Source organism: Legionella sp. PATHC032, from assembly GCF_026191185.1.
In the GTDB taxonomy this organism is placed as follows: Bacteria; Pseudomonadota; Gammaproteobacteria; order Legionellales; family Legionellaceae; genus Legionella.
In genome coordinates this window covers 428911-453430 of record NZ_JAPHOV010000001.1, presented here as the reverse complement: position 1 = coordinate 453430, position 24520 = coordinate 428911, and the positions used below count along the sequence as shown (strand labels likewise).

The following is a 24520-nucleotide window of genomic DNA, read 5'->3' as shown; positions in this document are numbered from 1 at the left end:
ATAATTTTTTCAAGCGCCTCTAATTTACAGCATAATATTGGGATGCAAAAGATGTATTCTTTAATTTAAGGTGAGTGATGAATAAGATAGGTCGTTCTCTTGAATCGTTCGGGCTTATGCCGTCTCGAAGCCTTGTATGGATTTTAATGTTTCGTGCCAAGGCTTCGAGACGATGCCTCAGCACGAACAGGCCCTGGATATCGACTGCTTCTTATATAATCCTTATCGATAACCCACGTTAATTTAAGAGGATATCGCCCGATTGAGCGTTTCCTTAGCCAGGGTAAGTCTTTTTTCAACATTCCCTAATTCGGTTTGTAAATGCAAAATGGTTGCAGGATTAGAGCAAGACTTCATTTGTTCCAAAGTTTTTCTCATGGCTTGATATTGTTCTTCAAGGGCACAGATATTCCTTTCCATGGTTTCAATCCATTGTTGTCTTGTACTAAGTGTTGTCAAATCAAAAGTAACTCTTGTTTCTGATTTATTATTCTTCTTGTCCATTTGACATAAAATGACCAAGACATTAATTTTTTTCTGAATACGCTCTGCCAAAAAGCATGCAATTGATTCATCCTTATGCTTCTGTAAAGCGTGAATATCATCCCTGATTTCTCTGATACAGGCAGGCCCATTGAATTCTATAACGGAAGAGAATATGCCTTTGGGCAAATTATGAATTGAAATAGAAGAACTCAATCCATTGATCTTCCACTCCAACTCTGGCAATCGTGCAGATAGCTCTGCCAACAATTCGTCAATATAGCCCATCTTTTGAAAATTACATAAACAACTAGGGTTATTAAAATTAACCTGTCCTGTTAAATTAAACAGCAGGTTCCAAATCCGCCTCTTTGGATTGCAACCAACTGGTTATAAAAGGTGGTGCGCACATGAGCAACAAACCAATAATCAAAGTCAGTTCATAGCGTGTTGCACTGCCGACATTAATCCCCTCTGGAGGAATAAAGCTAACAGCTAAAGTGGTAACCACTCCAATGATGCCTATACCTGCTACAAACAACATTCCTGCCATACCACCTGGAATTTTAAAAGGTCTGGGATGGTATGGTTGGCTTATGCGCAATTTAATTGCAGCAACAAACATGATCAAATACATCAGCATGTATAATTGAGCCGCCAATGCCGTTAAGAGCCAGTAGGAGCCATTGACACTGGGCATAAATAAAAATAAAGCCGATAATACTGTGACTATGGTTGCCTGGGTGTATAGCATCATAGCTGGAGCACCTTTTCCATTAGTACGCTGAAATACCTCGGGTAAATTCCCTTCTTCTGCAGCAACTAACAGACCTTTGGTAGGGGCAATGATCCAATTGCTCACACCACCAAGCCCACCCAGAACCAACATTACAGCCACCACGGGCATCATCCAATCCATGTGATATTTCAGGAAAAAGGCAGAAAAGGCTTGCATAATCCCGGCAACCAGATTGATATCCTTTTGTGGAAGCACTACCGCAATCGCTAATGAACCTAAAATCAAAGTACTCAGAATGATCCCTACAGAATAAACCAGGGCTTTAGGAAAAGCATGCTGGGGATCCTTAACGTCATTGGCATGAACCGTAGCAATTTCTATCCCGCAAAACGACAATATGATGGCGGTTAATGAAACCCACATGCCCTTATCTGATAGATGAGGAACAATACTTGGCATGTCAAAACTGATTTGTAACGGGTTACCTTGAACTATCCAAACCGCACCCAAACCAATGATCAAGGACATGGGTAATAATAATCCTGCTAAAGAGCAAATATTACTGAACATAGCCGATGATTTCATGCCACGCAAATTCACAATGGTTGCTCCCCAAAAACAACTGACAATGACGGCCCAAAGAAAATAAGGATTGGTAGTTAAAGAGGGATTAATAAGATAACCTATTGTTCCTGCAACAAAAGATAAAATCGTGGGATACCAAATCACATTTTCTATCCATTGCAGCCAAATGGCCAAAAAACCTGATTTTTTCCCAAAAGCTTCTTTAACCCAGATATAAACTCCACCCTGCCTGGCCCATCCAGAGGCTAACTCTGCCGAAACCAATGCGGTTGGGATAAGGAAGAATAAGGCACCCAGAATAAAATAAAAAATCAATTGACTCCCAAATAATGCAGTAGCTGGCAAGTTACGGATACTGTCCACAGAGCCAACGGTAATCATAGTCAAGCTAAATATAGTGAGAGAATGTTTTTTATTGCTCATTGTATTCCTTCAGTGAGGACTATTTGGAATCAAAAGTTTATTATAAAGAAATAAGCTTAAGGAAACCTTAATAATCGAATAAAAAATAACCAAATATACCCCTTAATATACTGACCTATAAAATTGCTTCAACAGATGTTGAGAATTTTCATATCAGTACAGGTCCGATGCGAAAACATCATATGATGTTATGTCATGAAAAACCAGTATTCTGTATATAAAATTAATAACAAGAATTTTTATAATGCACATTAAGTGGTTTATTTACTAATTGGACGCCAAACCCCAAGGTCGAGACAGAAAGATTAGCGTGTTAAAAAAATTTTATTCTCCTACTTCATACTAAAGCCAGGTTGTTGTGAGTGATAGGGAATAGCTTTTACTCCTCTCTGGAACAAAGTACCTTTAGTCTCAGAAAATTTAAATCGACTAGGGGTTGAGTTCCCCTGCATACAAGCTTCTTTTTCCAATCTCTCCTCAATCATGTGGATTGCAAGGGTATGCTCGTTTTTTAGAGCATGATCAAGTGCCGTCAAACCGTCATTATCTTTAATAGAAAGCGAAGCACCTTTTGCTAACAATAAATTAAATAATTTTCTATCATCTGTCACCACAGATTTTTTACAGGCGTACATGAGTGGTGTCCGTCCCTTGCTGTCTTGGGGATCAATTTTAATTCCACGTATGTTCAACAGATCTTCGACTATACCACTACCGCCATACCGACAGGCAACATGGAGCAAAGTAGAAGAATCGTTTTTACGCTTTTGGTTAACTCTATGTCGAGAAGTACTCAGCATGGCACGTACTACGTCTCTTCTTCCTAAATAGATGGCTGTTAGGATAGGTGAATCATCACTTAATCGTTGTCGAGAAAAAATTGACCACCCAGAGTGAATACACTTTTTTACTGAATTCATATCACCCTGGGTAGCTGCCATGGAAAAAAAAGCCAATCGTTCAGGATAAGATGTTTTGGTTCTGACTGGAAACACAGGAAATACATTCTGCAATACTCTTGACAGTTTTTCTTCAGGATGAATGGAAATAAAATCGGTATTCACGGTCAATCGACTTCCCTGAAGGTTCTCGGCACACGCACGATACAACTCTTTAATCAGGTTTCGGGATGAGAATTCAAAGTAAGGTTTACTTTTGTCTTGTTGGTATAAATCATTGATGTTAATAAACCGCCAGACATTACCCGCCAGTTTAAACCCCATAGCGTGATCCGCAGTACTGATAATTACTGCAACATCTTCTCTAATACCTGTTCTTTTTAATAATTCAAGATACTCTGTTGCTTCATCCTGGTTTAAAAAACTATGTGTTTTATAAAAAATGTGCTTTGCAATAGAAGAATCAGCATTAATGGCTTTCAAAATGGAGTTAATATCAGGCTGCCATACCAGCTTTTTGTATTTCTCTTTATATTGTAAGGGATCTTGAGCAATACAAATTTTCTTTCCTAACTGAGGCAAAGTTTCAATGACCGTCTCATCGTTGCTTAATGATTGTTTACTTTCTTTCTTGTCTGCAATTTGTTGTAACGTTTTTGGTAAATCAAACTGATGGATCCGTAAATGATGTAATTGGCGGTAAAAAAAAGATTCTTTACCCTGAGCCACCGCCAATGCCCAATTGAGAGTGAAGCCATAACAGACTCCCTCAAATTTGGGATGACCGAGTTGAGTTAAGACATCAGTAATACCATCATGAGTTAACTCCCTGGAATCTCGATTTTTTGAGATAAGAGAAGGAGAATACGAAAGGAACTTGGGCATGAGTTGATACACGACCAAACCACAAACTAAAACGATACAAATTAGAACAAAAATCATATCCCTTGAACCAGATGCTATCCATAATGAATTCAGTATAAAATTAACCCATAAAATAAGTCGAGGGGGGCCGGGGTTAAATTTTCTTCAAAAAACTGGGTAATACCAGAAAAGCAAATAAAATCATCCACGCTTTTAAATAATAAAAAATTACCCGGATCATGGATTTCATCTCCGGGTAATTCAAGGTTACAAATCTGTCATTAAGACTAATTTAAAATAAGCTACTGGATTTATTGTGGCCACTTTTCTCATAACAGGATTTAATATACTCAGGAACCCAAGACTCTGAACCATCACAAGGTTTTGCCCCTGAATCATCCATAATTTCCAAAGAAGCTCCTGCTTGAACCAATAATTTAATGGTTTCTTTATCTCCTCTTTTAATCGCATAGTGTAAAGGCGATTTACCAGACTTGTCTTGAATATCGACAGAGGCGCCAGATTTCACTAATAATCTTGCGCAATCTAAATGCCCCTGCATCACAGCCCAATGAAGTGCTGTGTATTGATTACCTGTTTTATCTTTTTTATTTAAATCGGAAGTTGACATTGATGCAATCAACACTTTCAATTCAAACAAGCGACCCCAAGCTGCTGCTCTACGTAATGCTTGATCAAAAATGGGTGACGTAGTTTCACCACTCTTGCGAAGGGACATGCAAACGCTAATGCATTGTTTATGTGATTGCGTCGTTTTAGGTTTTCCAATAAAGCTTAAAAGCTCACCAGCAACAGTCCCATTTGCTTTTGCAATAATTCTTTTATTCATTTCACCCAAACGACTGGTAACCGAAGACATGCTCAGTAAAGTTTTAATTTCATTTACTTGGCTTTCTTTCAATGGTTTTTCTGCAAAAAGCAAATTGGACAAGTCGATAATTAATTTCGGCATGGAACCAAATAGTGTTGTATCACTGGAGCAAATCGATTTCACTGCGATTAAATAAGAAGCCACGAATTGGGTATTATTAGACATTGTCTGATAATACGTTAATTTACCATCCTGCATCGCCTCAATAGAACTCATAACCCCTGTGGAAACAACCAAAGGACCAGAAGACTTTGAAACCATGTTTCGCATTAAACAATTATCGACCGAATCATGGAAGAAAATCTGAGGCACCGTTAGTGATACCGAACTGCCTTTGTACTGTAAACTATGCAGAGCCATTTGAACTTCTTTTGATTGTTTGGCGTATTCACCCACCAAGACATATTGCCCCATCCCAGTTAAAGACATGTATTGATTCATCAAATAAACGTCATCAATCCCATGTACAGCGGCAAGATACATAAACCCATACTCTCCACTTGGTATTTTTTGTGATTGTGTGGAGTTCATCTTGGGTAATTCATCGACTTTTGGCAAGGATGGTAATCCTAATCGATCATCACCTAAACCAACACTTTGTATTAGAGAATCGTCTTCGTCAAAATGCTCATAAACATTAGGCTGATCACCTTTATGGCTTATATACAGCCAGGATTTAGTATATTTATCGCCTTTTGCTATTGCCTTTTGGTTAGCAGCTCCAATAAATAAAAACTTGCTGTCAGGAGAGAGAACTCTCTTCAGAATATCACTTGGCGCGTATTTGCATCGGTTTGCTTCAATGAAAGCGACCACTTCATTATCTACCGAGTCAAATAATTCCAAGGCACATAAGCCTACACTGGTTCCTTCAATCATTACACGACCATCAACTGCTTTGCCATAAAGGCTTTCAAATCTTGCGACTCCATCCAAAGTAGAGGTTAAAACCACATCGATATCATCAGAAGTTTTTTCTCTAACTAAATCTTTAGCAATCTGCCCAGCCAGAGCAAAATCACCTTTGGCAGTTGAATTAACACAATTAGCATACACCAGGATTATTTTCGCCATAACTTTCACCATATCTAGATACAAACTGTGCAAAATAATAACTAAAAATCATTAAGAAAATATTAAGAAAAATAAGCAAATTGATTTTTTTATTGTCAAATAAAAGGGCGAGATAAATGCTTGTTGAAAATAAACCTTGAACAATAGGGATAATGTATTTTTAATTGAACTGTTTTTTATGAGGATTTATGAAAAAATTTTAAAATCAATAAATTATTCTATATTTTTCAATTTTCGTGTTGGTTGTGTAGTACTGTTACCTCATCAGAAAGTATTAGTAAAAAGAGAGAAATGGAAATGGGGTAAGTCAATACAAATCGAAAGCTTAATTGTACAGGAAATCCGATATCCTCGAAGCAACAGATCAGTTATGGCAATTCGTTGATAGCACTACTTATTTCTTCTTAAGAAAACCTTAATGTTGATGTTTTAAACTATAGAGCCAAAATATAGACAACTGCTTTTTGTAAAAAATCATTGGAGTCCCTTATGCCTAAAGCATTTACCCATTTGTGTAAAAAAGTCAACCTCAGTTTATATAATGACACATTGACTGTCTACCCTAAATCATCTGTACTGCCAAAACCTATTCAAATACGTAGTGAGCTTGATCTTCTCATGGTTCTGTTGTTTTCTCAAATGGATTGCAACAGCGCACAGGTTGATCAGTTTTTTATGATGCGTTCGAATGAACTCGGTGTCTATCGTTTTATTCATCGTGATGATCATGATCACGATTTGTATCATCAAGATGAATTTAGCATGGACGATAACCATTATCATGCTCAATTTGATAAAACTATTGATGAGAGTAAATTGGAAAATATTCTGGGAATATTAGAAAAGCATTCTCTTATTTCTTCTGAAGAACACGTCAGCTTTATCGATGCCTACCATAAAGCCAATGCTCTCCCCGAAGATATGCCAAAACTGGAAACAACCGTGCCCAGTCCATTGCCTGTATCCTCTCCTTCAGTTCACTCAGGCACAAAACGACCTGTTGTGAAAGAAAAAGAAGTAGATACTCCAACCACTTTCGCAGGGCTAAGAGTAGGATTTTTCCTTACCTCAACAAAAACAACAACAAAACCTTTATCCAGAGCTCACGATGATGAGAAGAAAACCGGAATGGATAAGCATGGGTTCCATTAATTGATATCGTTTGATAAACCATAGTGAAGATCGTTCTATTGGTTTACTTAATATGACAATTTATGGTGATTTATCCAAAACCTGAAAAACTGCAGAGTAACTAAAACTGTAGAGTAACTAATAAGTTACTCTACAGCTTCTAATGATAAAATCATAAAGACAACCCGACTTGATTCACTGTCATCAATTACGGCTAATCATTAATGCGTTTTTCTCTGTGGTATACTTTTAACTCTCTATGGTATAGTAGTCATTTTTTGGGTACTACTCACTATGTTTGATAATTTAACCGAACGCTTAACCCGGACCTTTAAAAATTTGCGGGGCCAAGGCCGCCTGACGGAAGACAATATCCAGCATGCTTTGCGTGAAGTAAGACTGTCTCTTATTGAGGCCGATGTCGCTTTACCCGTTATCAAAGAGTTTATTGAGCAAGTAAAACAAAAATCACTTGGCCAGGAAGTCTTAACCAGTTTAAATCCCGATCAAGCATTCATTAAAATCGTGCATGATGAGCTCATTCACGTTATGGGTGATGAGCGGGCTGAACTTGATTACAAAACCCAGCCACCTGCTGTCTTTTTAATGGCAGGCTTACAAGGATCTGGTAAAACAACAAGTACCGCAAAACTCGCTCGTTATTTAAAAGAAACTGAAAATAAAAAAGTGATGATGGCCAGCGTTGATGTATACAGACCAGCCGCTATACATCAACTGAAAGTATTAGCCGAGCAAATTGATGTCGCCTTCTTTGATTCAGACTCCAATGAGCAGCCGATAAAAATTGCTCAAAAAGCTTTGGAAAGTGCCAAAAAACAGTATGTCGATGTTCTTATTCTCGATACAGCAGGACGTCTGCATATTGATGAGGATATGATGTCTGAAATCAAATCCTTGCACAAAGCAGTCAATCCAATCGAAACTCTTTTTGTTGTTGACAGTATGACAGGGCAAGATGCTGCCAATACTGCAAAAGCATTTCATGAGGCTCTCCCTCTCACTGGTGTGATTTTGACCAAAACGGACGGCGATGCTCGAGGAGGAGCAGCACTATCCGTCAAACAAATCACTGGGAAACCTATAAAATTTATAGGGAGTGGTGAAAAAATAGAAGCCTTGGAGCCTTTCCACCCTGAACGGATTGCATCAAGAATATTGGGGATGGGAGATATTTTAACTCTCATTGAGGAGGTAGAACGCAAAGCCGACAAACAAGCCAGCGAAAAACTGGCAAAAAAATTAAAAAAAGGGAAAGGATTTGACTTAGAAGATTTCAAACAACAATTATTACAAATGAACAATATGGGGGGTATCTCCGGGATGATGAGCAAATTACCCGGGATGGGTCAATTGCCAAAACAGGCAATGCAGCAAGTGAATGACAAAGCGATGGCACAAACCATTGCAATCATTAACTCCATGACACCCAAAGAACGTCGTATACCCAAAATTATTGTAGGCTCCCGTAAAAAGCGCATAGCTTTAGGCTCTGGAACTCAAATTCAGGACGTGAATAGACTATTAAAACAATTTGAGCAGATGCAAAAGATGATGAAGAAATTTACCAAACCAGGCGGAATGCAAAAAATGATGCGTGGAATTGGTGGCATGGCCGGATTGAAAGGCATGTTTCCAGATGATTTAAAATAATTCGTAAGAATTACTTCACATGTCGATGTAATTTTCGTACAATACACGGCATTTTTATGTAACCACTCTAACAGTAGAGGAAAATAATGGTCGTTATACGTTTATCACGAGCTGGCGCAAAAAAGCGTCCTTTTTATCACATGGTTGTTACTGACAGCCGCAAGCGTCGCGATGGAAACTACATTGAGCGTATTGGTTATTTTAACCCTGTAGCACGTGGACAAGAAGTAAAGCTTCACATTGATATGGATAAAATGACTCACTGGCAAAAAGTTGGAGCCAAGTTATCCGATCGAGTCAGTGCCTTGTTAAAAGAACATAGTAAAAACTCAGGAACAGCTGCTTAGTCAAAGTGAATAACAAGACAAATTGGGTGGTCATCGGTCGTTTTGGCCGACCCCATGGTATTAAAGGTTTTGTAACAGTACATTCCTTTACAGACCCTGCTGATAATATCTTGCGGTACAATGACTGGCATGTTTTTTTAAATAAACAGTGGCAGCCCGTTAAGTTTTTGGCAATAGAAGTAAGAAGTAAAGCCATTATTGCTCAAATTGAAGGGTATCCTGAGCGTGAGTTAGTCTCTAGATTGACTAATTTAGATATTGCTGTGCAAAAATCACAGCTTGCTGCTTTGGCACCAGGTGAGTATTACTGGTACCAGTTGATTGGCATGAGTGTCATAAACGCCAAAGGTGAACTTTTTGGAAAAGTTGTTGAAATCATGCCTACTGGCTCGAATGATGTGCTGGTTGTGGAAGGTGAAAAAAGACATTTAATTCCCTATCTTCCAGGCCAATTCGTAATCGATATTGATGAAAGCCAGAAAGTTATCACTGTTGATTGGGATATGAATTTTTAGTGGCATTACATCTTGGAGTCATCACCCTGTTGCCAGAAATAATGAAAGGCATTCATTATGGGGTAACCGGCCGAGCTATTGAACAAGGCTTGGTTAAAGTTAATTGCTGGAATCCTAGGGATTGGTCATCAAGACCTTATAAGCAAGTTGATGACAAACCCTATGGTGGCGGACCAGGAATGGTCATGATGTATGAGCCATTGCATGCTGCGATAAGGCATGCACGCAGTGTAATGAAGGAAAACTGCAAAACAATTTATTTAAGCCCTCAAGGCAAGGTAGTTAAGCAGAACGATTTAAAACTCATAGCTACCAAAAAACAATCCTTGCTATTTGTTGCAGGGAGATATGAAGGAATTGATGAGCGAATTATTAGTCACCACATAGATGAAGAATGGTCGCTAGGGGACTTTGTATTAAGTGGCGGTGAATTGGCTGCCATGGTATTTATTGACGCGATAATTCGCTTGATACCTGGCAGCCTTGGGCATTTGGGTTCAGCAGAACAAGATTCATTTATGAACGGATTACTGGACTGCCCACATTATACCCGACCAGCAACTATCAATGGACTGGATGTACCAGATGTTTTATTAGGAGGAAACCATAAAGAAATAGAACGCTGGCGTAGAAAACAATCCCTGGGTAAAACCTGGCTCAAGCGCCCGGATTTACTTGAGAAAGTACAATTAAGTGAAACAGACAGGCAATTGCTTGCTGAGTTTAAATGCGAACACGGTGATTCCTAGTGAGGATAAGCCACTTTGAGGAGTAGTCCATGACTAATATTATTGACCAAATAAATGCCGAACAAATGCAAGGCAAAGAAATTCCTGATTTTAACCCAGGCGATACCGTTCTGGTTCAAGTAAAAGTTATTGAAGGTAACCGTGAGCGTTTACAGGCATTTGAAGGAGTTGTGATTGCCAAGCGTAACCGTGGACTAAACTCTGCTTTCACTGTGCGTAAAATTTCACATAACGTTGGTGTAGAGCGCGTTTTCCAAACCTACAGTCCTATTGTTGATAGTATTACGGTAAAAAGACGTGGTGACGTTCGACGTGCCAAATTATACTACTTAAGAAATCTTGCCGGTCGCGCTGCTCGTATTAAAGAAAAACTATCTGGGAAAAAAGGCGATTAATTCTTGAATGGCAAAATGCTCCTCGTGTCTATTTTTAATACCCCTATTGGTAACCTGGAAGTAGCCCATGATGAGCATTTTATTTTCAATGCCTCCTTTACAGACAAATCTGGCGCTCCAGCCCAAAACCAATTGGCCCATTTAATCGCCAGTGAATTAAAGGCTTATTTTGATGATCCACATCACCGTTTTCAACTCCCGCTAAAACCTCAAGGAAGCCTCTTCCAGCAAAAGGTTTGGAATACACTGTTGGTAATTCCCGTTGGCAGAACAGTTACTTATGGAGAACTCGCTGTGAAACTGCAAAGTAGCCCAAGAGCAATTGGACAAGCTTGCAAAAGCAACCCACTGGCTTTATTTATTCCCTGTCACAGAGTAGTAGGGAAACATGATCTGGGAGGATATATGGGAAATCCAAAGGCCATTTCTTATAAACAAAATCTACTCACCCATGAAGCAAAAACTCCCTGATTAATTGAGTTTACAATAATCAATATTACATTGATCAGAACTTACTAAAAACTCCAAGGTCAAGGTAAAAAATGTTTTTATCGAAGATATTGGGGGCGTGTGAAATTAAACTTTGGGATTCTTATTCACCTCAGAATTGATATTCAAAGGAGGGGATGGAGGTTGTAATATACTAAAAAATCTGGCGCCCAATCCCGTTAATATTCTTACAGTATTATCGATAAACGGTAGTGGCGAAATTTTCTTTAAAAATTCCTCTTCGAACTCAGCTGGCTGCATTTCCCAAAGCTTTTTTACATACACAGCTATTTCATCAAGGACATCTTGAGTTAATTCGGTTTGCTCGTTAAGATACTTGGCTAATCGAATAATCAAGCTGATGCGAGAAGATTTTAATTGATCATTGGGCAAGCGCGCAGACTCTAATATACTAAGATAATCTTCAATTAGATATTTCAGATAGGTTACAGAATAAATTTGATCAAACGCTTTATAAACCGCAGAAGAATCTGCTTCCTTAACCCAAGTAAAAAATTTATCTTGCTCTTGCCCTAACAACTCAACAAACTGTCGCTTCTCAAGATAAGCATTGTTCATAGCCATTAATTGGATCACTTCCTTACCTGATAATTTTTTTGAACTAATATAGTGCTTTTGCAGATTATTTGTTGAATACACCATACAGGGAAAAAGAGCAATGGAAATTGTAGTGAGCGCATAGGATAATCCCTCTCTTAAAGGCCTGGACTCCATTTCATGGACAGCGTACAAAATAGCAAATTTTTTAATATCCTCCTCACAAAAACCATTATTTAACCATTCAAATATGATCAAATTCACCATTTCATCAGCTTCTTGATTCTTGTCGTTCTTACCATAATATTCTGCAATAAATCTTGGCCACTGCAGAAAAAGCAGGTATTTTCCATCACGTAAAGCTTGAAGATATTCCTTTGTCGATGAAAGCATAGTTATCCATTACCAAAATCTAATTATTCAATTTATAACATTAACAATACTAAAAATCTTGTGAAAAATTATTTCATGTTAAACAACATACGCTCATCGATTGTTATTCTATACTTAAAGTAAAACTACAAAACGGGTGGGGAATTCCATGAAAAATAAATTGGCAATGAGTATATTATTATTCCTTTTACCAACAGCTGCCGCCATGGCTAATTGTGATTTAACCAAGTTTCGATGGGATTGTGATATTCCAGTACAGGTCAAGCCCAGTCCAGGCGCTTCCTCTCTAGTATATTGCGGAAGTTCTTACGGTTATATCACAAAGCAGCAATATGATATTCTGGCCCGCTATCAACGTGCTAGTGTCAATATGGTTTTGGATATCAATGGTGAATACATTGATAGCCCATGTATAGGAGCTGAGCGTTAAAATTATTGCAGCAATATCATAAACATTACTTCTTCTGTATAATCGAAAAACAAAACAATAAGCTATTTTGCTATGCACATTCAAATTGATGGCATTCCTATAGAAATACTGAGAAAACCCATTAAAAATTTAAACTTGAGAATTTATCCTCCCGATGGCTTAGTCAAAGTGAGTGTTCCTTTAAAATACAGCGAACAGTTAATAAAACAACGGTTGCAGGAAAAAAGTGAATGGATTCGTGTCCAACGCGAACGAATTCGCGCACGGTCTTTTTCCAGTGAACAATCACTTCAAACAGGTGCAACCATTCTATTTAAAGGTAAAAGTTATTTATTAATTGTTGAAGAGCATCACGGCCCTTCTCAAATCCTAATGAAAGATGAATTAATTTATTACTATACAAAACCCAATTTAACTCCACAGCAAAAGCAGATAGTTCTGGATCGCTGGTATAGAAAGGAAATGAATCTTGTCATTCCCAAGCTTATTCAACAATGGGAACCAATAATGAAAGTCAAAATTAATCAATGGGGTATAAAAAAAATGAAAACCCGCTGGGGTTCGTGTAATCCTCGCGCACAAAGAATCTGGCTTAATCTTAATTTAATCAAAAAACCTTTGGAGTGCCTTGAATACGTTCTTGTTCATGAGATGGTACATATTTTGGAAGCCAGTCATAACAAACGATTTTATGCGCTCATGACACATTTCATGCCCAAATGGCAAGAATATCAAAGGATACTGGAATGTACATCTAATGCTAATACGTTCGCAAGGTAATAACCAAATTCATTTTCTCATTGTTTTCAAAAAATAATTCATGACGTACAATGCATTATCACTTTGCTTGATTGGTGTAGACAGGTTGTTTAATCCGGACTTAATCGCCCACAATATTGGCACTCAAGGATTTCATATCATTGATGAATTTCTGGAAGAGGAGCACTATCACTCTTTACGGAATATGGCTAATGAATTGAAACAGCAAAATTTATTCAGAAATGCCAAAATTGGCCAGAATTTACAAGCTCAGCAAAATAACAAGATTAGAAGCGATCAAATTTTCTGGATAGATGCAGACTCTCCTTATCCCTCCATTCAAGCTTACTTAAAAAAACTTGTCTGTTTGGGCAACATTCTGAATCAAACCCTGTATCTTGGTTTAGTGGAATTTGAAACCCATTTTGCAATTTATCTCCCTGGAGCCTTTTACAAAAAGCATGTTGATCAATTTGAAAGTACAAAAACCCGGAAAATATCATTCGTCTATTATCTGAATGAAACTTGGCAAAAAGAATTTGGCGGTGAATTGTTACTCTATAATATTAAAGACAAACTGATTCAAAACATATCTCCAGTGGGAAATCGATTGGTCTGTTTTGATAGTGAATTACCGCACGAAGTCCATCCGACTCATCAAACGCGTTTCAGTATAACAGGATGGATGAAAACACGCTCAACCTCCGTACTGGTCGACAATAAACTGACCCAAATAACTCAGTAGCACTTTGCACCCTGTATAAAACAAAAAATTAGTTTATAAGGTCACAAGAACTATTGAACTTTAAGTTAAGTTGATATTAAATGAAACACTATCAGGACTTAGGAAAACCCTAAAGTCAAGGGAAAAATATTTTTTAACGAAGATATTGAGTGCTCCCAAGTCCTGGAAATGGTTCCATGGATCAGGAGTTACCACCATGCCTATCAGTAATGCCTTTCTTAAGTTATTCAGTGAATTTGTTGATAATTATGCACGCAATGGCACCCCTTCATTTTATCATTGGGCAAAGGAACAAAATCATGAAGTCATTAACAAATTTTTCCATGAACTTTTGGAAATTATTAAATCAAACACAGAAACATTTCACGATGTCAGTATTATAGAGCACCTTAATGCCACAGTACTATTATCAGCAAAGACAAATCCCTACTTACTCGATTGTTGGATTTCATTTATTACCAAATACAATACTGAAACGAACAGCTTTACCCCTATAGGGGCTTCGATGCACATTAAAATCGGGCCAGAAGGTACCCCATCCGAGCGGATAATAAGAGAGCTCAAAGAAAGCCTGGCCATGACACAGCAATCGTTTATTTTAGCTCAAAAAGCCTATGCTACAGAAGTTGACTCGCTAAAAAGGCAGCTTGAGCAAACAAAGCAAGAAAACGAGCGGTTAGTCACACAAAATCACTTCCTAAAGGATCAAGTTAGGGCAGAAAAAACATTCGCAGACCTTAATCCACAGATTAACACTGCCCGGCAGCAACTAAGCACTTTAACAGAATTAATGCAAACTCTAAGCGAAATCACAAATGCCAAACCCAATATAGAGCCTGTATTTCCATCCCCCATTACCACTTTTACAGAAAGTAAAACTGAACTTCCAAAGGAAAATGTACACCCTGCCATCCCTGTATACAAGGAAGTTACTCATACAATAAGCCAAGAGCCGGAAAAAAAACCGGTTCCACCGCCCCCCAATGACATAGAACGACTAACTTTCTCCCCAAATATAACCCCTAAAGAGGATATCTCTCCAAAAACTGCAATACCCTCCGTGCCCAAACAAAATACAACCCAGCCTGCTGCAAAAAATTCAGGATTCTTTTCTGGTGATAGTTTTTTAAAAGAATTAAACGCTAAAATTAAAGAAAGGAAGGAACGTCCAAAAGACGAAGCGCAAGCCACACACGGAGAAAAAAAAAATCTCTAGTTAACTCAACTTCTGTTCCTCCTGAATATATGGCTCTCTTAGCTAAAATGGAGGAAATTAGAAAAGCAGTGACCGGCAAATACCCTCATACTGATGATTCATCACCAGAGTCAACTCCTTCCTCATCCCCGGAATTAACCCGTTGGAAATGAGGGATGAATTAAAATCCATAGGCTACTGTAGAATAAAAATTATGGTGTATAATAGCGTTTTTGCTTAAATAATAAATCATGCATGCCTTAGAAATTAAACAACTTTCAAAAACCTATTCAAATGGAGTTGAAGCGTTAAAAGGCATTGATTTAACAGTGAATACCGGTGATTTTTTTGCCCTGTTAGGGGCAAATGGCGCCGGCAAATCGACCACCATTGGTTTAATCACCTCTTTAGTCAATAAAACCTCAGGAAACATCAAAATTTACGGCTTCGACCTTGATGCTTATCCTGAAAAAGCCAAATCTTGTTTGGGACTGGTACCTCAAGAAGTCAATCTTAATATTTTTGAAAACTGCGAACAAATTTTACTGAATCAAGCTGGCTATTATGGCATTTCACGGAAAAAGGCTTTGCCCAGAGCAGAATCCTTGTTAGAACAATTAGGACTCTGGGACAAGAGACGTTCTATAGTACGTCATTTATCCGGTGGAATGAAAAGAAGGCTTATGATTGCCAGAGCGCTGATTCATCAACCCAAATTGTTGATTCTGGATGAACCCACCGCCGGTGTTGATATAGAGATAAGACACAGTATGTGGGATTTTTTAACAAGGACTAACGCAGAAGGAACAACGATTATCCTGACGACTCATTATTTGGAAGAAGCAGAACAATTATGTAAAAACATCGCAATAATCGATAAGGGTCAAATTATTAAAAATACCTCGATGAAGGCTTTATTACAAACATTGCGCCATCAAACCTTTATCTTTAACACAGAAAACACCATTGATTATTTACCAGATATACACCCATTCAATGTGACACCTATTGATGCGACTACTTTTGAGTTGCGTGTAGACAATAACTTCAGTTTAAATGAAGTATTTGCAGTATTGACAAATCAGGGAATAAAGATTCACAGCATGCGCAATAAAACCAACCGGTTAGAAGAACTTTTTATGGATCTTATTAAAAATGGCGTTTAAATATCAACTCATTGCCCTTTATACTCTGGTAAGACGCGAACTGGTTCGTATGTTTCGCATTTCGAGCCAAGTGTTTTTACCACCAGTAATCACTACAACGTTATATTTTCTAATTTTTGGCAGTTTGATTGGACCTCGTATTGGTGATATTGAGGGTGTGGATTACCCACAGTTCATAGCCCCTGGATTAATTATGATGTCTGTTATTATTAATTCCTATGGAAACGTCTCTAATTCACTATTCAGTGTAAGATTTCAAAAAAGCATAGAGGAAATGTTGATTAGTCCCATGCATCACGGGCTTCTATTATTAGGTTATGTGATAGGAGGTGTGCTTAGAGGCTTAATTGTCGCCATTCTGGTTTTTGTTATCTCTACCTTTTTTCTGCCTGTTGAACTAGACCATTTACCGATGACCCTGGTAGTCGTCGTGCTTGTTGCAGCCATATTCTCTCTGGCTGGATTTACCAATGCCATGATCGCTCGAAATTTTGATGACATCATGCTGATCCCTACCTTTATCTTGACCCCTCTTACTTATCTGGGAGGAGTATTTTATAGTATTAATATGCTGCCTCCCTTTTGGCAAAAAATCTCTCTTTTCAATCCAATTTTATACATGGTAAACGCCTTAAGACACACCATGATTGATCAGGAAGAGGTTAGTATGACTCTGGCTATGATTATTATTTCCCTGATGTTACTTGCTTTGACAGCAGGGAATATGATTCTTTTAAAAAAAGGGGTTGGATTTCGCGAATAAAAATAATTAGATTCCTTACAAAACTAATCTATTTGCGTTTAAAACCCAATGCTTCCAGGCGCTGTTCTATACTGGGATGAGTTGAAAAAGCATTATTTAGCGATTTTACTGGGTCAATATGGGAAGGATCAAATAGATAGGAGGCTTGCCTTACCTGCTCATGAGGAGTATCTCCATAAGCTTTTGCATATTGTTCCGCATTCTCAACATGGTCTTGATTAATTTTAAGTAAAGCCCTGGCCATAGGCTCATTATCTCTCATTAATTCCACACAACCGGCATCAGCCATGTATTCTCTGGTTCGACTTAGAAAGAGAGCTAACAAAACAGTAATAATGGGTAAGACATATCTTAAGATGATAATAACCATTAACAAACGGTTATCCCCTCTCCTATCCCGCTTGTAAATTACAGAATAAAACAGGATATCAATGACAATTAATAAAATATTACTTAGCACAGCAACCATGAGAGTCAATTTAATATCATGATGTCTGATATGACTTAACTCATGAGCCATTACAGCCTGCATTTCAGCCCTATCCAGCTTTTCCATCAAGCCACGAGTAATCGCAACCATCGCTGATTTCTCACTATAACCGCTGGCAAAAGCATTCATGTAATTGGCTTCGATAATGTAAACTTTGGGCATATATTGCAAGCCTGATGCTACTTTCATCTCTTCAACAACATTGTATAATTGTTTTTCTTGCAAGGTACGAGCTGTTTCTGGTGTTATTTCATAGTATTCTGTTCCCAATAACATAATGCGGTCATAAAGAGCATATGTTATTAGCAAAGAAATACCTGCAAATGCAATCATTAACAAGGTAGCAATAGGCACCACTTTAAAAGTGATTAAGGCATAGACAATATTTTCCAAAGAGGCATGAGGATACATGCCTTGTAAAACAAAAGCATCGACTATCAATCCCACAAAAATATAAACTAAAAAAAAGACCGCAATCACACTTCGGGTTTTTTTCTCATTTCGCCTCAATTGTGCACGCCAATCTCCTGCTGTGGCATGATAATCTGCGATCCCCATGGTATATAGCTCAAAGTTTGACAGTGTAACTTTCTTTTGCCTGAATTTGTTCTTCTGGAAGCCCCCAATAGATAAATTCTTTATCCAAAGCAGAAGAAAACATTGCCACAACCATGGATTCAAAAAATGATTTTTTCTTTGCGTTATAACGTTCTATTCCATCGTTATAAGCTTGTTTCGCATAAGCCAGCTTGTTTTCTGTATTAACAATTTCCTCTTGTAATTGCATAACATTTTGGCTTGCTTTCAGATCTGGATACTGTTCAAAAACTAAATTCAAATTGGATGCAATTTTTGAAATTCCATTTTCTGCAGCAATTCTTCCTTGCTCATCTCCTGCTTCTTTAGCGGCCTGTGCCTGATTACGTAATGCAACAACATCCTTGAGGGTGGTTTTTTCATAATCCATGTATTTTTTAACTGCTTCGATCAGTGATTCAAAAACTTTAAATCGCCTGTCCAATTGAATATCAATTTGTTTTTTATTGTTATTAATTGCCTCTATCAAACCAATTAGAGTATTATATATGCTAATTGCCCAAATGAATGCCAGCGCAATAATAATTAAAATTGCGATTAAAAATGTTTTCATCTTCTTATCCTATGAAAGATCCCTTCCCTAATTTATAGCCCGAAATTTCAAAAAATAACAGTTAAGATAAGAAAAAAGAAACAACTGAATACAGTGTTTTTTTGTTGCAAAAAGAGATTCAGGTTGCCTGAAAAACAACCTGAATAGAACATCAAATATAAAGACAATTTGAGAATTAATGAATTATTTGACTTTTAGAAACTAATTTGATTTAGAGAACATTTGTTTTAAAAACTGGCCTGTAAAAGAGTGAGGGTTTTCAGCAACCATTTCGGGTGTTCCTGTTGCAATAATATTTCCCCCTTTACTGCCTCCTTCAGGACCAAGATCAATGATCCAATCCGCCGTTTTTATCACATCCAAATTATGTTCAATAATGACAATGGTATTTCCCTGCTCACGCAAGCGAGTCAACACCGTTAATAACTGTTTCGTGTCATGAAAATGTAACCCCGTTGTGGGTTCATCAAGAATATACAGCGTATTTCCGGTATCCCTTTTTGACAATTCTCTGGCCAATTTGATTCTTTGCGCCTCCCCTCCAGAGAGAGTAGTTGCACTTTGTCCAAGCTTTATATAAGACAGACCAACATCCATTAATGTTTGACATTTTCTGGCAATAACAGGAATGGCAGCAAAAAAAGTGCATGCGTCTTCCACTGTCATGTCCAACACTTCATGAATATTTTTGCCTTTGTAGTGAATTTCCAAAGTTTCCCTATTGTATCTTTTGCCTTGACACACATCGCACGAAACGTATATATCAGGTAAAAAATGCATTTCAACTTTAATAAGACCATCGCCTTGGCAAGCTTCACATCGGCCACCTTTTACATTGAAACTAAAGCGCCCAGGTTGGTACCCTCGTGCTCGTGATTCGGGAGTCCCTGAGAACAAGTCTCTTATATGAGTAAATAAACCGGTATAAGTTGCAGGATTGGAACGCGGAGTTCTGCCAATTGGACTCTGATCGATGTCAATAACCTTGTCACAAAGATGCAGTCCGGAAATGTCCTTAACCTCACCTGTAGTCATTAAGCTGGCTCTGTTTAGTGCATTGGCAGCAATGGGATATAAAGTATCATTAATCAAACTGGATTTACCTGAACCAGAAACACCTGTAATGCAAGTAAACAAACCTAAAGGAATACTGACATCAACATTATGTAAATTGTTACAAGTCACTCCTTTTAAATGAATCATCCGATCATAATTAACCGGGATTCGAGCTTTTGGAATTTCTATTGCCTCTTTCCCAGACAAATATTGACCCGTGAGAGACGCGGAGTTGTTCATGACTTCTTCAGGAGAGCCGCTGGCAACTACTTTACCACCATGCACTCCAGCACCAGGCCCTATATCAAGAACAAAATCAGCACTTCGAATAGCATCTTCATCATGTTCCACAACAATTACAGTATTTCCCTGGTTGCGTAAATGCATTAGAGTCCTCAATAATCGATCATTGTCGCGCTGGTGCAACCCTATTGAAGGCTCATCCAAAATATACATGACACCAACAAGTCCTGAACCTATTTGACTGGCCAGGCGAATACGTTGAGCTTCTCCGCCAGATAAAGTCTCCGCACTTCGAGCCAGAGACAAATAATCCAAACCGACATTCACCAGAAATCCCAATCGTTCTACAATTTCCTTATTGATTTTTGCCGCAATTTTACCCCTATATCCCGATAACTTCAGCTCTCTAAAAAACTGATAGGCTTGTTCAATAGAATAGCTGGTAATTTCTGGTAGATTTTTATTATCAATAAATACATGTCGAGCTTCTACACGTAATCTCGCTCCCTGACAGGATTGACAAGGGCGTGAGGATAAGTATTTGGCAAGTTCCTCTCTGACCATACCAGAATCTGATTCACGATAGCGGCGTTGCATATTGGGGATGATTCCCTCAAAACTATGCCGCTTCACCATGTATCCTCCATGCGGTCTATGGTACTGAAACTCGATTATTTCACGACCGCTGCCATACAAAACGAGTTGTTGCATTGCTTCACCTAAATCACAAAAAGGCGTATTGGTATCAAAACCATAGTGCCTTGCAAGTGACTCAAGCATGCTGAAATAATAAGTGGTTTTCTTATCCCACCCCCTTATTGCTCCTTCTGCCAAACTTGCGGTCGCATCATGGACTACTCTTGCCGGATCAAAGAACTGATCGACTCCCAGCCCATCACATGAGGAACAAGCACCGACAGGATTATTAAATGAAAAAAGCCTTGGTTCCAGTTCACTTAAACTGTAACCGCATTCAGAGCATGCAAATCGGGAAGAAAATAAAAGTTCCTTGAAATTGCCATCCATTGACGCAACGATGACAAGGCCATCTGCGAGATTGAGCGCATTTTCAAAAGACTCACTCAAGCGTTGAGCCAAATCGGAGCGCACTTTAAAGCGATCAATAACTACTTCTATAGTGTGCTTGGTGCGCAATCCTAATTTAGGGGGAGAGTCCAGCTCATAAAGTTCCCCATCAATACGGGCACGCACATAACCCTGAGCTTGCAATTGTTGCAAAAACTGGACATGCTCTCCTTTTCGTTCACGAACAACGGGCGCCAGAATCATCACCTTACTGTCCTCTGGTAAAGCCAATACCTGATCAACCATTTGACTAATAGTCTGGGCATGCAAACTGGTGTGGTGAGTAGGGCACCTTGGTTCTCCTACTCGTGCATAAAGCAAGCGCAAATAGTCATAAATTTCGGTAATGGTGCCTACAGTCGAACGCGGATTATGGGAGGTGGCCTTTTGTTCTATAGAAATAGCGGGTGATAGCCCCTCTATTGAGTCAACATCAGGTTTTTCCATCATGGATAAAAACTGCCGTGCATAGGCAGACAAAGATTCCACGTAACGTCGCTGGCCTTCGGCATAGAGAGTATCAAAGGCTAAAGACGATTTCCCAGAACCGGACAATCCGGTTATTACTATTAGTTTATCTCGCGGAAGCTCCAGGTCCAAATTCTTGAGATTATGGGTTCTTGCGCCACGGATGGTGATAGTATGCATAAAATTCGTTAATTTGCCTTAAAAATAGGTGAGTATATCTCTGCTATAATAATAAAACAAATTGCACACTATGATGAGAAATAGGGATTTTAATATGAAATCACTAATAAAAAGCTTGCTTTTGATTGTGGTCTTCTTAATCAACTCGCCTGCTCTCTATGCCGCCTCTGGTAATACCAGAGTGATTCAATGGGCTCAACAAACCCTTATGGATACTTTATCAGTCAATTATACTACAAAACCAAAAGATTTTGCCACTGTTCGCAAAAATTATTCACTTAATGCCTGGAGTGGAATAACCGGATTTTTAGGTGGTAATATGCAAAGCATACGTGAAAAACAACTAACACTTCATCCGATTTTACTGCCCGACACCCAAATTCTCTCAACAGGCCTTTATTCGGGTATGAGTTATTGGATTATCAGACAATCAGTAGCCATAGACGAACTCAATATCAACTTAACCTTTACCTTAACCATCCTGGGACGATCTGCCGCAGCGGGCTCCCCATACATAATTCAAAGCTTAAGTATACTGCTTAACGCCTCATAACTATAAATTAAACAGGAATTAGCCACATGCAATTCACTTGTATATCTATACTCCCGCTTTAAATTCTGCTTCAATATAAACAGGAGGACATAACCATGCCTAAGTGTATGCATTTTATTTTGGCTACCGCATTAGTTTTTGTTTCAACTACATTTTATGCAAGCAATCTACAGGAAATAGAACAAGAAGTAAGTGATTCAGTGATTACTGCCAAAATTACCGCACAGTTTGCCGAAAGCAGGCACTTGAATCCATTAAAAATTTCAATCGGCACAGAAAAAGGTGTTGTGACCTTAAGCGGATATGCTCCTGATAAACAGGCTTTCATAGATGCCTTGCAAATCGCCAAAAACACAAAAGGAGTCAAGGCAGTACATGCCAACGATCTCCACATAAAGAAAGTCAACACAGCGTTTACAGATGCCTTCATCACAGCAGAAGTTGAAACAGCTGTTTTAAAAGCCAAAATTCTGGATGATGAATCAATACCATTGGTAGGAATCAATGCCAGCACAACGAATGGCGAGGTTACCTTGTCTGGGCATGTAAAAAGCGCACGCTCCATTGCGGCTATCATTAAACGAGTTAATAAGATCCCTGGCGTCAAAAAAATCGTTACCAATTTGGAAATTCAGGAAAATACATGAACCCATTAACCCAATTTAAATTCTTTTTATGGTTTTTTAGCCACTTTAAAGTAGCCTTGATTGGCTATTTAAAACCTAAGTTAATTCAGCTTACCGATAATGAAATTGTTGTGCGACTACCATTGACAAGGCGCAGTCGCAATCATCTGCATTCCATGTATTTTGGTGCCTTGGCAGTTGGTGCGGACATAGCCGGGGGATTACATGCTTTTTATCATGCCAAACAAGCGAAATGTAAAGTATCCCTGGCATTTAAATCATTTCAAGCACAATTTCTGCGTAGACCTGAATCTGATGTTTATTTTATATGCACAGAAGGAGAGGTAGTTAAAAAAATGATAGAAGAATCAAAGAAATCCGGTGAACGAATTAACAAGCCAATTCATATCAAGGCTTATATCAATTATTTGACCCATCCGGAAGCGATTGCTGATTTTATCCTTGAACTCTCTGTAAAAATTATAAAATAACAGATTTGTATTCCTAGAATAAATATTAACTCTGCAAATGAGAGTTATTTATTCAACTTTATTTTCTTAAACGTCAATCTATTATCAGTTTCCTAAAAGTACTTATTATTGAATCGATTACACTATTTGACAAAGAAGCCACTCATGTCTAATTTTAAATCATGAAGGCACTATTTTTACCGCAAGGATTTGCCTATGATTGACCTGACAATACAAACTCAACCTGACGATGAAACTTGCGGACCAACCAGCTTACATGCCATTTATTTATATTATGGTTTAGATTTGCCATTAAACGAAATCATAGAAGGCGTGGATAAATCGCTTTCAGGAGGCACCTTAACGCCCATGCTGGGAAAACATGCCCTCCTCCATGGGTTTAGAACAACTGTTTACATCTATAACCTGAATATATTTGACCTAACCTGGTTTCATAATGGTGAAGTCAATAATTCCTTTTTAATGGATAAACTTGAAGCCCAGATGAAATACAAAAATGATCCATATATTACCAAAGCGTCTCTAGCCTATTTAGACTACTTAAAACTGGGGGGTACAGTCCGCTCCAAATCATTAAACGTGGACTTATTAAAAAAATATTTTAATAAGAAAATCCCCATTTTAACTGGTTTAAGTGCTACCTATCTTTATCGCAGTGCAAGAGAATACTTTACTCCGGAAGGCAAATCAGTTTACGATGATATTCGTGGTGAGCCTTGTGGGCATTTTGTTGTACTGTGCGGTTATGACGTAAAAAAACGCCTTGTAATTGTTGCTGACCCCCATGCAGAAAACCCACTGTCTCATAACAATTATTATAAAGTAAGCATCAATCGCTTGATTAACTCTATAATGCTTGGTGTACTAACTTATGATGCGAATCTACTCATAATTGAACCTAAAGAGTGATAA

General features: G+C 38.2%; 24 protein-coding genes and 1 pseudogene. 17 read left to right on the top strand and 8 right to left on the bottom strand.

Annotated features, from left to right (window positions below):
- Positions 1-243 precede the first annotated feature (243 nt).
- The 4 genes from OQJ02_RS02065 to ankY all read right to left on the bottom strand — a co-directional run bounded on the left by OQJ02_RS02065 (position 244) and on the right by ankY (position 5992).
- Positions 244-837, bottom strand: coding sequence for a hypothetical protein (locus OQJ02_RS02065; RefSeq protein WP_265719784.1), 594 nt, complete (start codon positions 835-837; stop codon positions 244-246).
- Positions 827-2230: an amino acid permease gene (locus OQJ02_RS02060; protein WP_265717654.1), complete on the bottom strand. Its 1404-nt coding sequence runs from the start codon at positions 2228-2230 to the stop codon at positions 827-829. The genes OQJ02_RS02065 and OQJ02_RS02060 overlap by 11 nt, the downstream gene beginning before the upstream one ends.
- 332 nt (positions 2231-2562) lie before the next feature.
- Positions 2563-4107 (bottom strand): Dot/Icm T4SS effector AnkG/AnkZ/LegA7, encoded by a 1545-nt coding sequence (gene ankG, locus OQJ02_RS02055; RefSeq protein WP_265719783.1) that lies wholly within the window; start codon positions 4105-4107, stop codon positions 2563-2565.
- Positions 4108-4285: 178 nt separating this feature from the next.
- Positions 4286-5992, bottom strand: coding sequence for a Dot/Icm T4SS effector AnkY/LegA9 (gene ankY, locus OQJ02_RS02050; RefSeq protein ID WP_027228933.1), 1707 nt, complete (start codon positions 5990-5992; stop codon positions 4286-4288).
- Between the two features lie 444 nt (positions 5993-6436).
- On the opposite strand from ankY, the gene OQJ02_RS02045 reads away from it, so the two are divergent.
- From OQJ02_RS02045 to OQJ02_RS02015, 7 genes are all read left to right on the top strand, one after another.
- Positions 6437-7111 (top strand): hypothetical protein, encoded by a 675-nt coding sequence (locus OQJ02_RS02045; protein WP_080272363.1) that lies wholly within the window; start codon positions 6437-6439, stop codon positions 7109-7111.
- Between the two features lie 273 nt (positions 7112-7384).
- Entirely contained in the window at positions 7385-8761 is a 1377-nt protein-coding gene (ffh, locus tag OQJ02_RS02040) for a signal recognition particle protein (protein ID WP_027228936.1), read from the top strand.
- An 86-nt stretch (positions 8762-8847) separates the two neighbouring features.
- Positions 8848-9108, top strand: a complete 261-nt coding sequence (gene rpsP / locus OQJ02_RS02035) for a 30S ribosomal protein S16 (RefSeq protein ID WP_028378001.1) — start codon at positions 8848-8850, stop codon at positions 9106-9108.
- A gap of 5 nt (positions 9109-9113) precedes the next feature.
- Positions 9114-9623, top strand: a complete 510-nt coding sequence (rimM, locus tag OQJ02_RS02030; protein WP_027228937.1) for a ribosome maturation factor RimM — start codon at positions 9114-9116, stop codon at positions 9621-9623.
- The gene (gene trmD / locus OQJ02_RS02025; protein ID WP_027228938.1) at positions 9623-10372 is read left to right on the top strand and encodes a tRNA (guanosine(37)-N1)-methyltransferase TrmD; all 750 of its coding nucleotides are present in this window, start codon (positions 9623-9625) and stop codon (positions 10370-10372) included. The genes rimM and trmD overlap by 1 nt, the downstream gene beginning before the upstream one ends.
- Positions 10373-10401: 29 nt before the next feature.
- Positions 10402-10767, top strand: a complete 366-nt coding sequence (rplS, locus tag OQJ02_RS02020; protein WP_010946144.1) for a 50S ribosomal protein L19 — start codon at positions 10402-10404, stop codon at positions 10765-10767.
- Positions 10768-10782: 15 nt separating this feature from the next.
- Positions 10783-11238, top strand: a complete 456-nt coding sequence (locus OQJ02_RS02015) for a methylated-DNA--[protein]-cysteine S-methyltransferase (RefSeq protein WP_265719782.1) — start codon at positions 10783-10785, stop codon at positions 11236-11238.
- A gap of 105 nt (positions 11239-11343) precedes the next feature.
- On the opposite strand, the gene OQJ02_RS02010 is transcribed toward OQJ02_RS02015, so the two are convergent.
- Positions 11344-12207 (bottom strand): Lpg0393 family guanine-nucleotide exchange effector, encoded by an 864-nt coding sequence (locus tag OQJ02_RS02010; protein ID WP_265717653.1) that lies wholly within the window; start codon positions 12205-12207, stop codon positions 11344-11346.
- Between the two features lie 148 nt (positions 12208-12355).
- Here OQJ02_RS02010 and OQJ02_RS02005 point away from each other — a divergent pair, with 148 nt between their 5' ends.
- From OQJ02_RS02005 to OQJ02_RS01980, 6 genes and pseudogenes are all read left to right on the top strand, one after another.
- Positions 12356-12637 (top strand): hypothetical protein, encoded by a 282-nt coding sequence (locus OQJ02_RS02005; protein WP_265717652.1) that lies wholly within the window; start codon positions 12356-12358, stop codon positions 12635-12637.
- 72 nt (positions 12638-12709) lie between these two features.
- Positions 12710-13417, top strand: coding sequence for a M48 family metallopeptidase (locus tag OQJ02_RS02000; RefSeq protein WP_265717651.1), 708 nt, complete (start codon positions 12710-12712; stop codon positions 13415-13417).
- 85 nt (positions 13418-13502) lie between these two features.
- Positions 13503-14141 (top strand): 2OG-Fe(II) oxygenase, encoded by a 639-nt coding sequence (locus OQJ02_RS01995; RefSeq protein WP_265719781.1) that lies wholly within the window; start codon positions 13503-13505, stop codon positions 14139-14141.
- A 176-nt stretch (positions 14142-14317) separates the two neighbouring features.
- Positions 14318-15357, top strand: a pseudogene (locus tag OQJ02_RS01990) (VipA).
- Positions 15358-15587: 230 nt separating this feature from the next.
- On the top strand, positions 15588-16502 hold the full coding sequence (locus OQJ02_RS01985) for an ABC transporter ATP-binding protein (RefSeq protein ID WP_265717650.1): 915 nt from the start codon (positions 15588-15590) through the stop codon (positions 16500-16502).
- A complete protein-coding gene (locus OQJ02_RS01980; RefSeq protein WP_265717649.1) occupies positions 16492-17265 on the top strand; it encodes an ABC transporter permease in 774 nt (257 codons plus the stop codon). Before OQJ02_RS01985 ends, OQJ02_RS01980 begins: the two co-directional genes overlap by 11 nt.
- A gap of 28 nt (positions 17266-17293) precedes the next feature.
- Here OQJ02_RS01980 and htpX read toward each other — a convergent pair whose 3' ends face one another.
- From htpX to uvrA, 3 genes are all read right to left on the bottom strand, one after another.
- The gene (htpX, locus tag OQJ02_RS01975) at positions 17294-18313 is read right to left on the bottom strand and encodes a zinc metalloprotease HtpX (protein WP_265717648.1); all 1020 of its coding nucleotides are present in this window, start codon (positions 18311-18313) and stop codon (positions 17294-17296) included.
- A gap of 10 nt (positions 18314-18323) precedes the next feature.
- Positions 18324-18905: a LemA family protein gene (locus tag OQJ02_RS01970; protein ID WP_265717647.1), complete on the bottom strand. Its 582-nt coding sequence runs from the start codon at positions 18903-18905 to the stop codon at positions 18324-18326.
- Between the two features lie 201 nt (positions 18906-19106).
- Positions 19107-21938, bottom strand: coding sequence for an excinuclease ABC subunit UvrA (gene uvrA, locus OQJ02_RS01965; protein ID WP_265717646.1), 2832 nt, complete (start codon positions 21936-21938; stop codon positions 19107-19109).
- 94 nt (positions 21939-22032) lie between these two features.
- Between uvrA and OQJ02_RS01960 the strand changes: the two genes are divergently transcribed.
- The 4 genes from OQJ02_RS01960 to OQJ02_RS01945 all read left to right on the top strand — a co-directional run bounded on the left by OQJ02_RS01960 (position 22033) and on the right by OQJ02_RS01945 (position 24517).
- Complete coding sequence (locus OQJ02_RS01960) at positions 22033-22491, top strand: hypothetical protein (protein ID WP_265717645.1); 459 nt, start codon at positions 22033-22035, stop codon at positions 22489-22491.
- 95 nt (positions 22492-22586) lie between these two features.
- Positions 22587-23138 carry a BON domain-containing protein gene (locus OQJ02_RS01955; RefSeq protein WP_265717644.1) on the top strand — a complete coding sequence of 184 codons (552 nt, stop codon included), beginning with the start codon at positions 22587-22589 and terminating at the stop codon, positions 23136-23138.
- Complete coding sequence (locus OQJ02_RS01950; protein ID WP_265717643.1) at positions 23135-23608, top strand: PaaI family thioesterase; 474 nt, start codon at positions 23135-23137, stop codon at positions 23606-23608. Before OQJ02_RS01955 ends, OQJ02_RS01950 begins: the two co-directional genes overlap by 4 nt.
- Before the next feature lie 195 nt (positions 23609-23803).
- Positions 23804-24517 carry a C39 family peptidase gene (locus OQJ02_RS01945; RefSeq protein ID WP_265717642.1) on the top strand — a complete coding sequence of 238 codons (714 nt, stop codon included), beginning with the start codon at positions 23804-23806 and terminating at the stop codon, positions 24515-24517.
- Positions 24518-24520 lie beyond the last annotated feature (3 nt).

Bases quoted from the DNA above. Each gene is read 5' to 3' on its own strand.
- OQJ02_RS02060 (WP_265717654.1), bottom strand. From the start codon at position 2,230: ATGAGCAATAAAAAACATTCTCTCACTATATTTAGCTTGACTATGATT.
- ffh (WP_027228936.1), top strand. From the start codon at position 7,385: ATGTTTGATAATTTAACCGAACGCTTAACCCGGACCTTTAAAAATTTG.
- rpsP (WP_028378001.1), top strand. From the start codon at position 8,848: ATGGTCGTTATACGTTTATCACGAGCTGGCGCAAAAAAGCGTCCTTTT.
- rplS (WP_010946144.1), top strand. From the start codon at position 10,402: ATGACTAATATTATTGACCAAATAAATGCCGAACAAATGCAAGGCAAA.
- OQJ02_RS02015 (WP_265719782.1), top strand. From the start codon at position 10,783: ATGCTCCTCGTGTCTATTTTTAATACCCCTATTGGTAACCTGGAAGTA.
- OQJ02_RS02010 (WP_265717653.1), bottom strand. From the start codon at position 12,207: ATGCTTTCATCGACAAAGGAATATCTTCAAGCTTTACGTGATGGAAAA.
- OQJ02_RS02005 (WP_265717652.1), top strand. From the start codon at position 12,356: ATGAAAAATAAATTGGCAATGAGTATATTATTATTCCTTTTACCAACA.
- OQJ02_RS02000 (WP_265717651.1), top strand. From the start codon at position 12,710: ATGCACATTCAAATTGATGGCATTCCTATAGAAATACTGAGAAAACCC.
- OQJ02_RS01985 (WP_265717650.1), top strand. From the start codon at position 15,588: ATGCATGCCTTAGAAATTAAACAACTTTCAAAAACCTATTCAAATGGA.
- OQJ02_RS01980 (WP_265717649.1), top strand. From the start codon at position 16,492: ATGGCGTTTAAATATCAACTCATTGCCCTTTATACTCTGGTAAGACGC.
- htpX (WP_265717648.1), bottom strand. From the start codon at position 18,313: ATGGGGATCGCAGATTATCATGCCACAGCAGGAGATTGGCGTGCACAA.
- OQJ02_RS01970 (WP_265717647.1), bottom strand. From the start codon at position 18,905: ATGAAAACATTTTTAATCGCAATTTTAATTATTATTGCGCTGGCATTC.
- uvrA (WP_265717646.1), bottom strand. From the start codon at position 21,938: ATGCATACTATCACCATCCGTGGCGCAAGAACCCATAATCTCAAGAAT.
- OQJ02_RS01960 (WP_265717645.1), top strand. From the start codon at position 22,033: ATGAAATCACTAATAAAAAGCTTGCTTTTGATTGTGGTCTTCTTAATC.
- OQJ02_RS01955 (WP_265717644.1), top strand. From the start codon at position 22,587: ATGCCTAAGTGTATGCATTTTATTTTGGCTACCGCATTAGTTTTTGTT.
- OQJ02_RS01950 (WP_265717643.1), top strand. From the start codon at position 23,135: ATGAACCCATTAACCCAATTTAAATTCTTTTTATGGTTTTTTAGCCAC.
- OQJ02_RS01945 (WP_265717642.1), top strand. From the start codon at position 23,804: ATGATTGACCTGACAATACAAACTCAACCTGACGATGAAACTTGCGGA.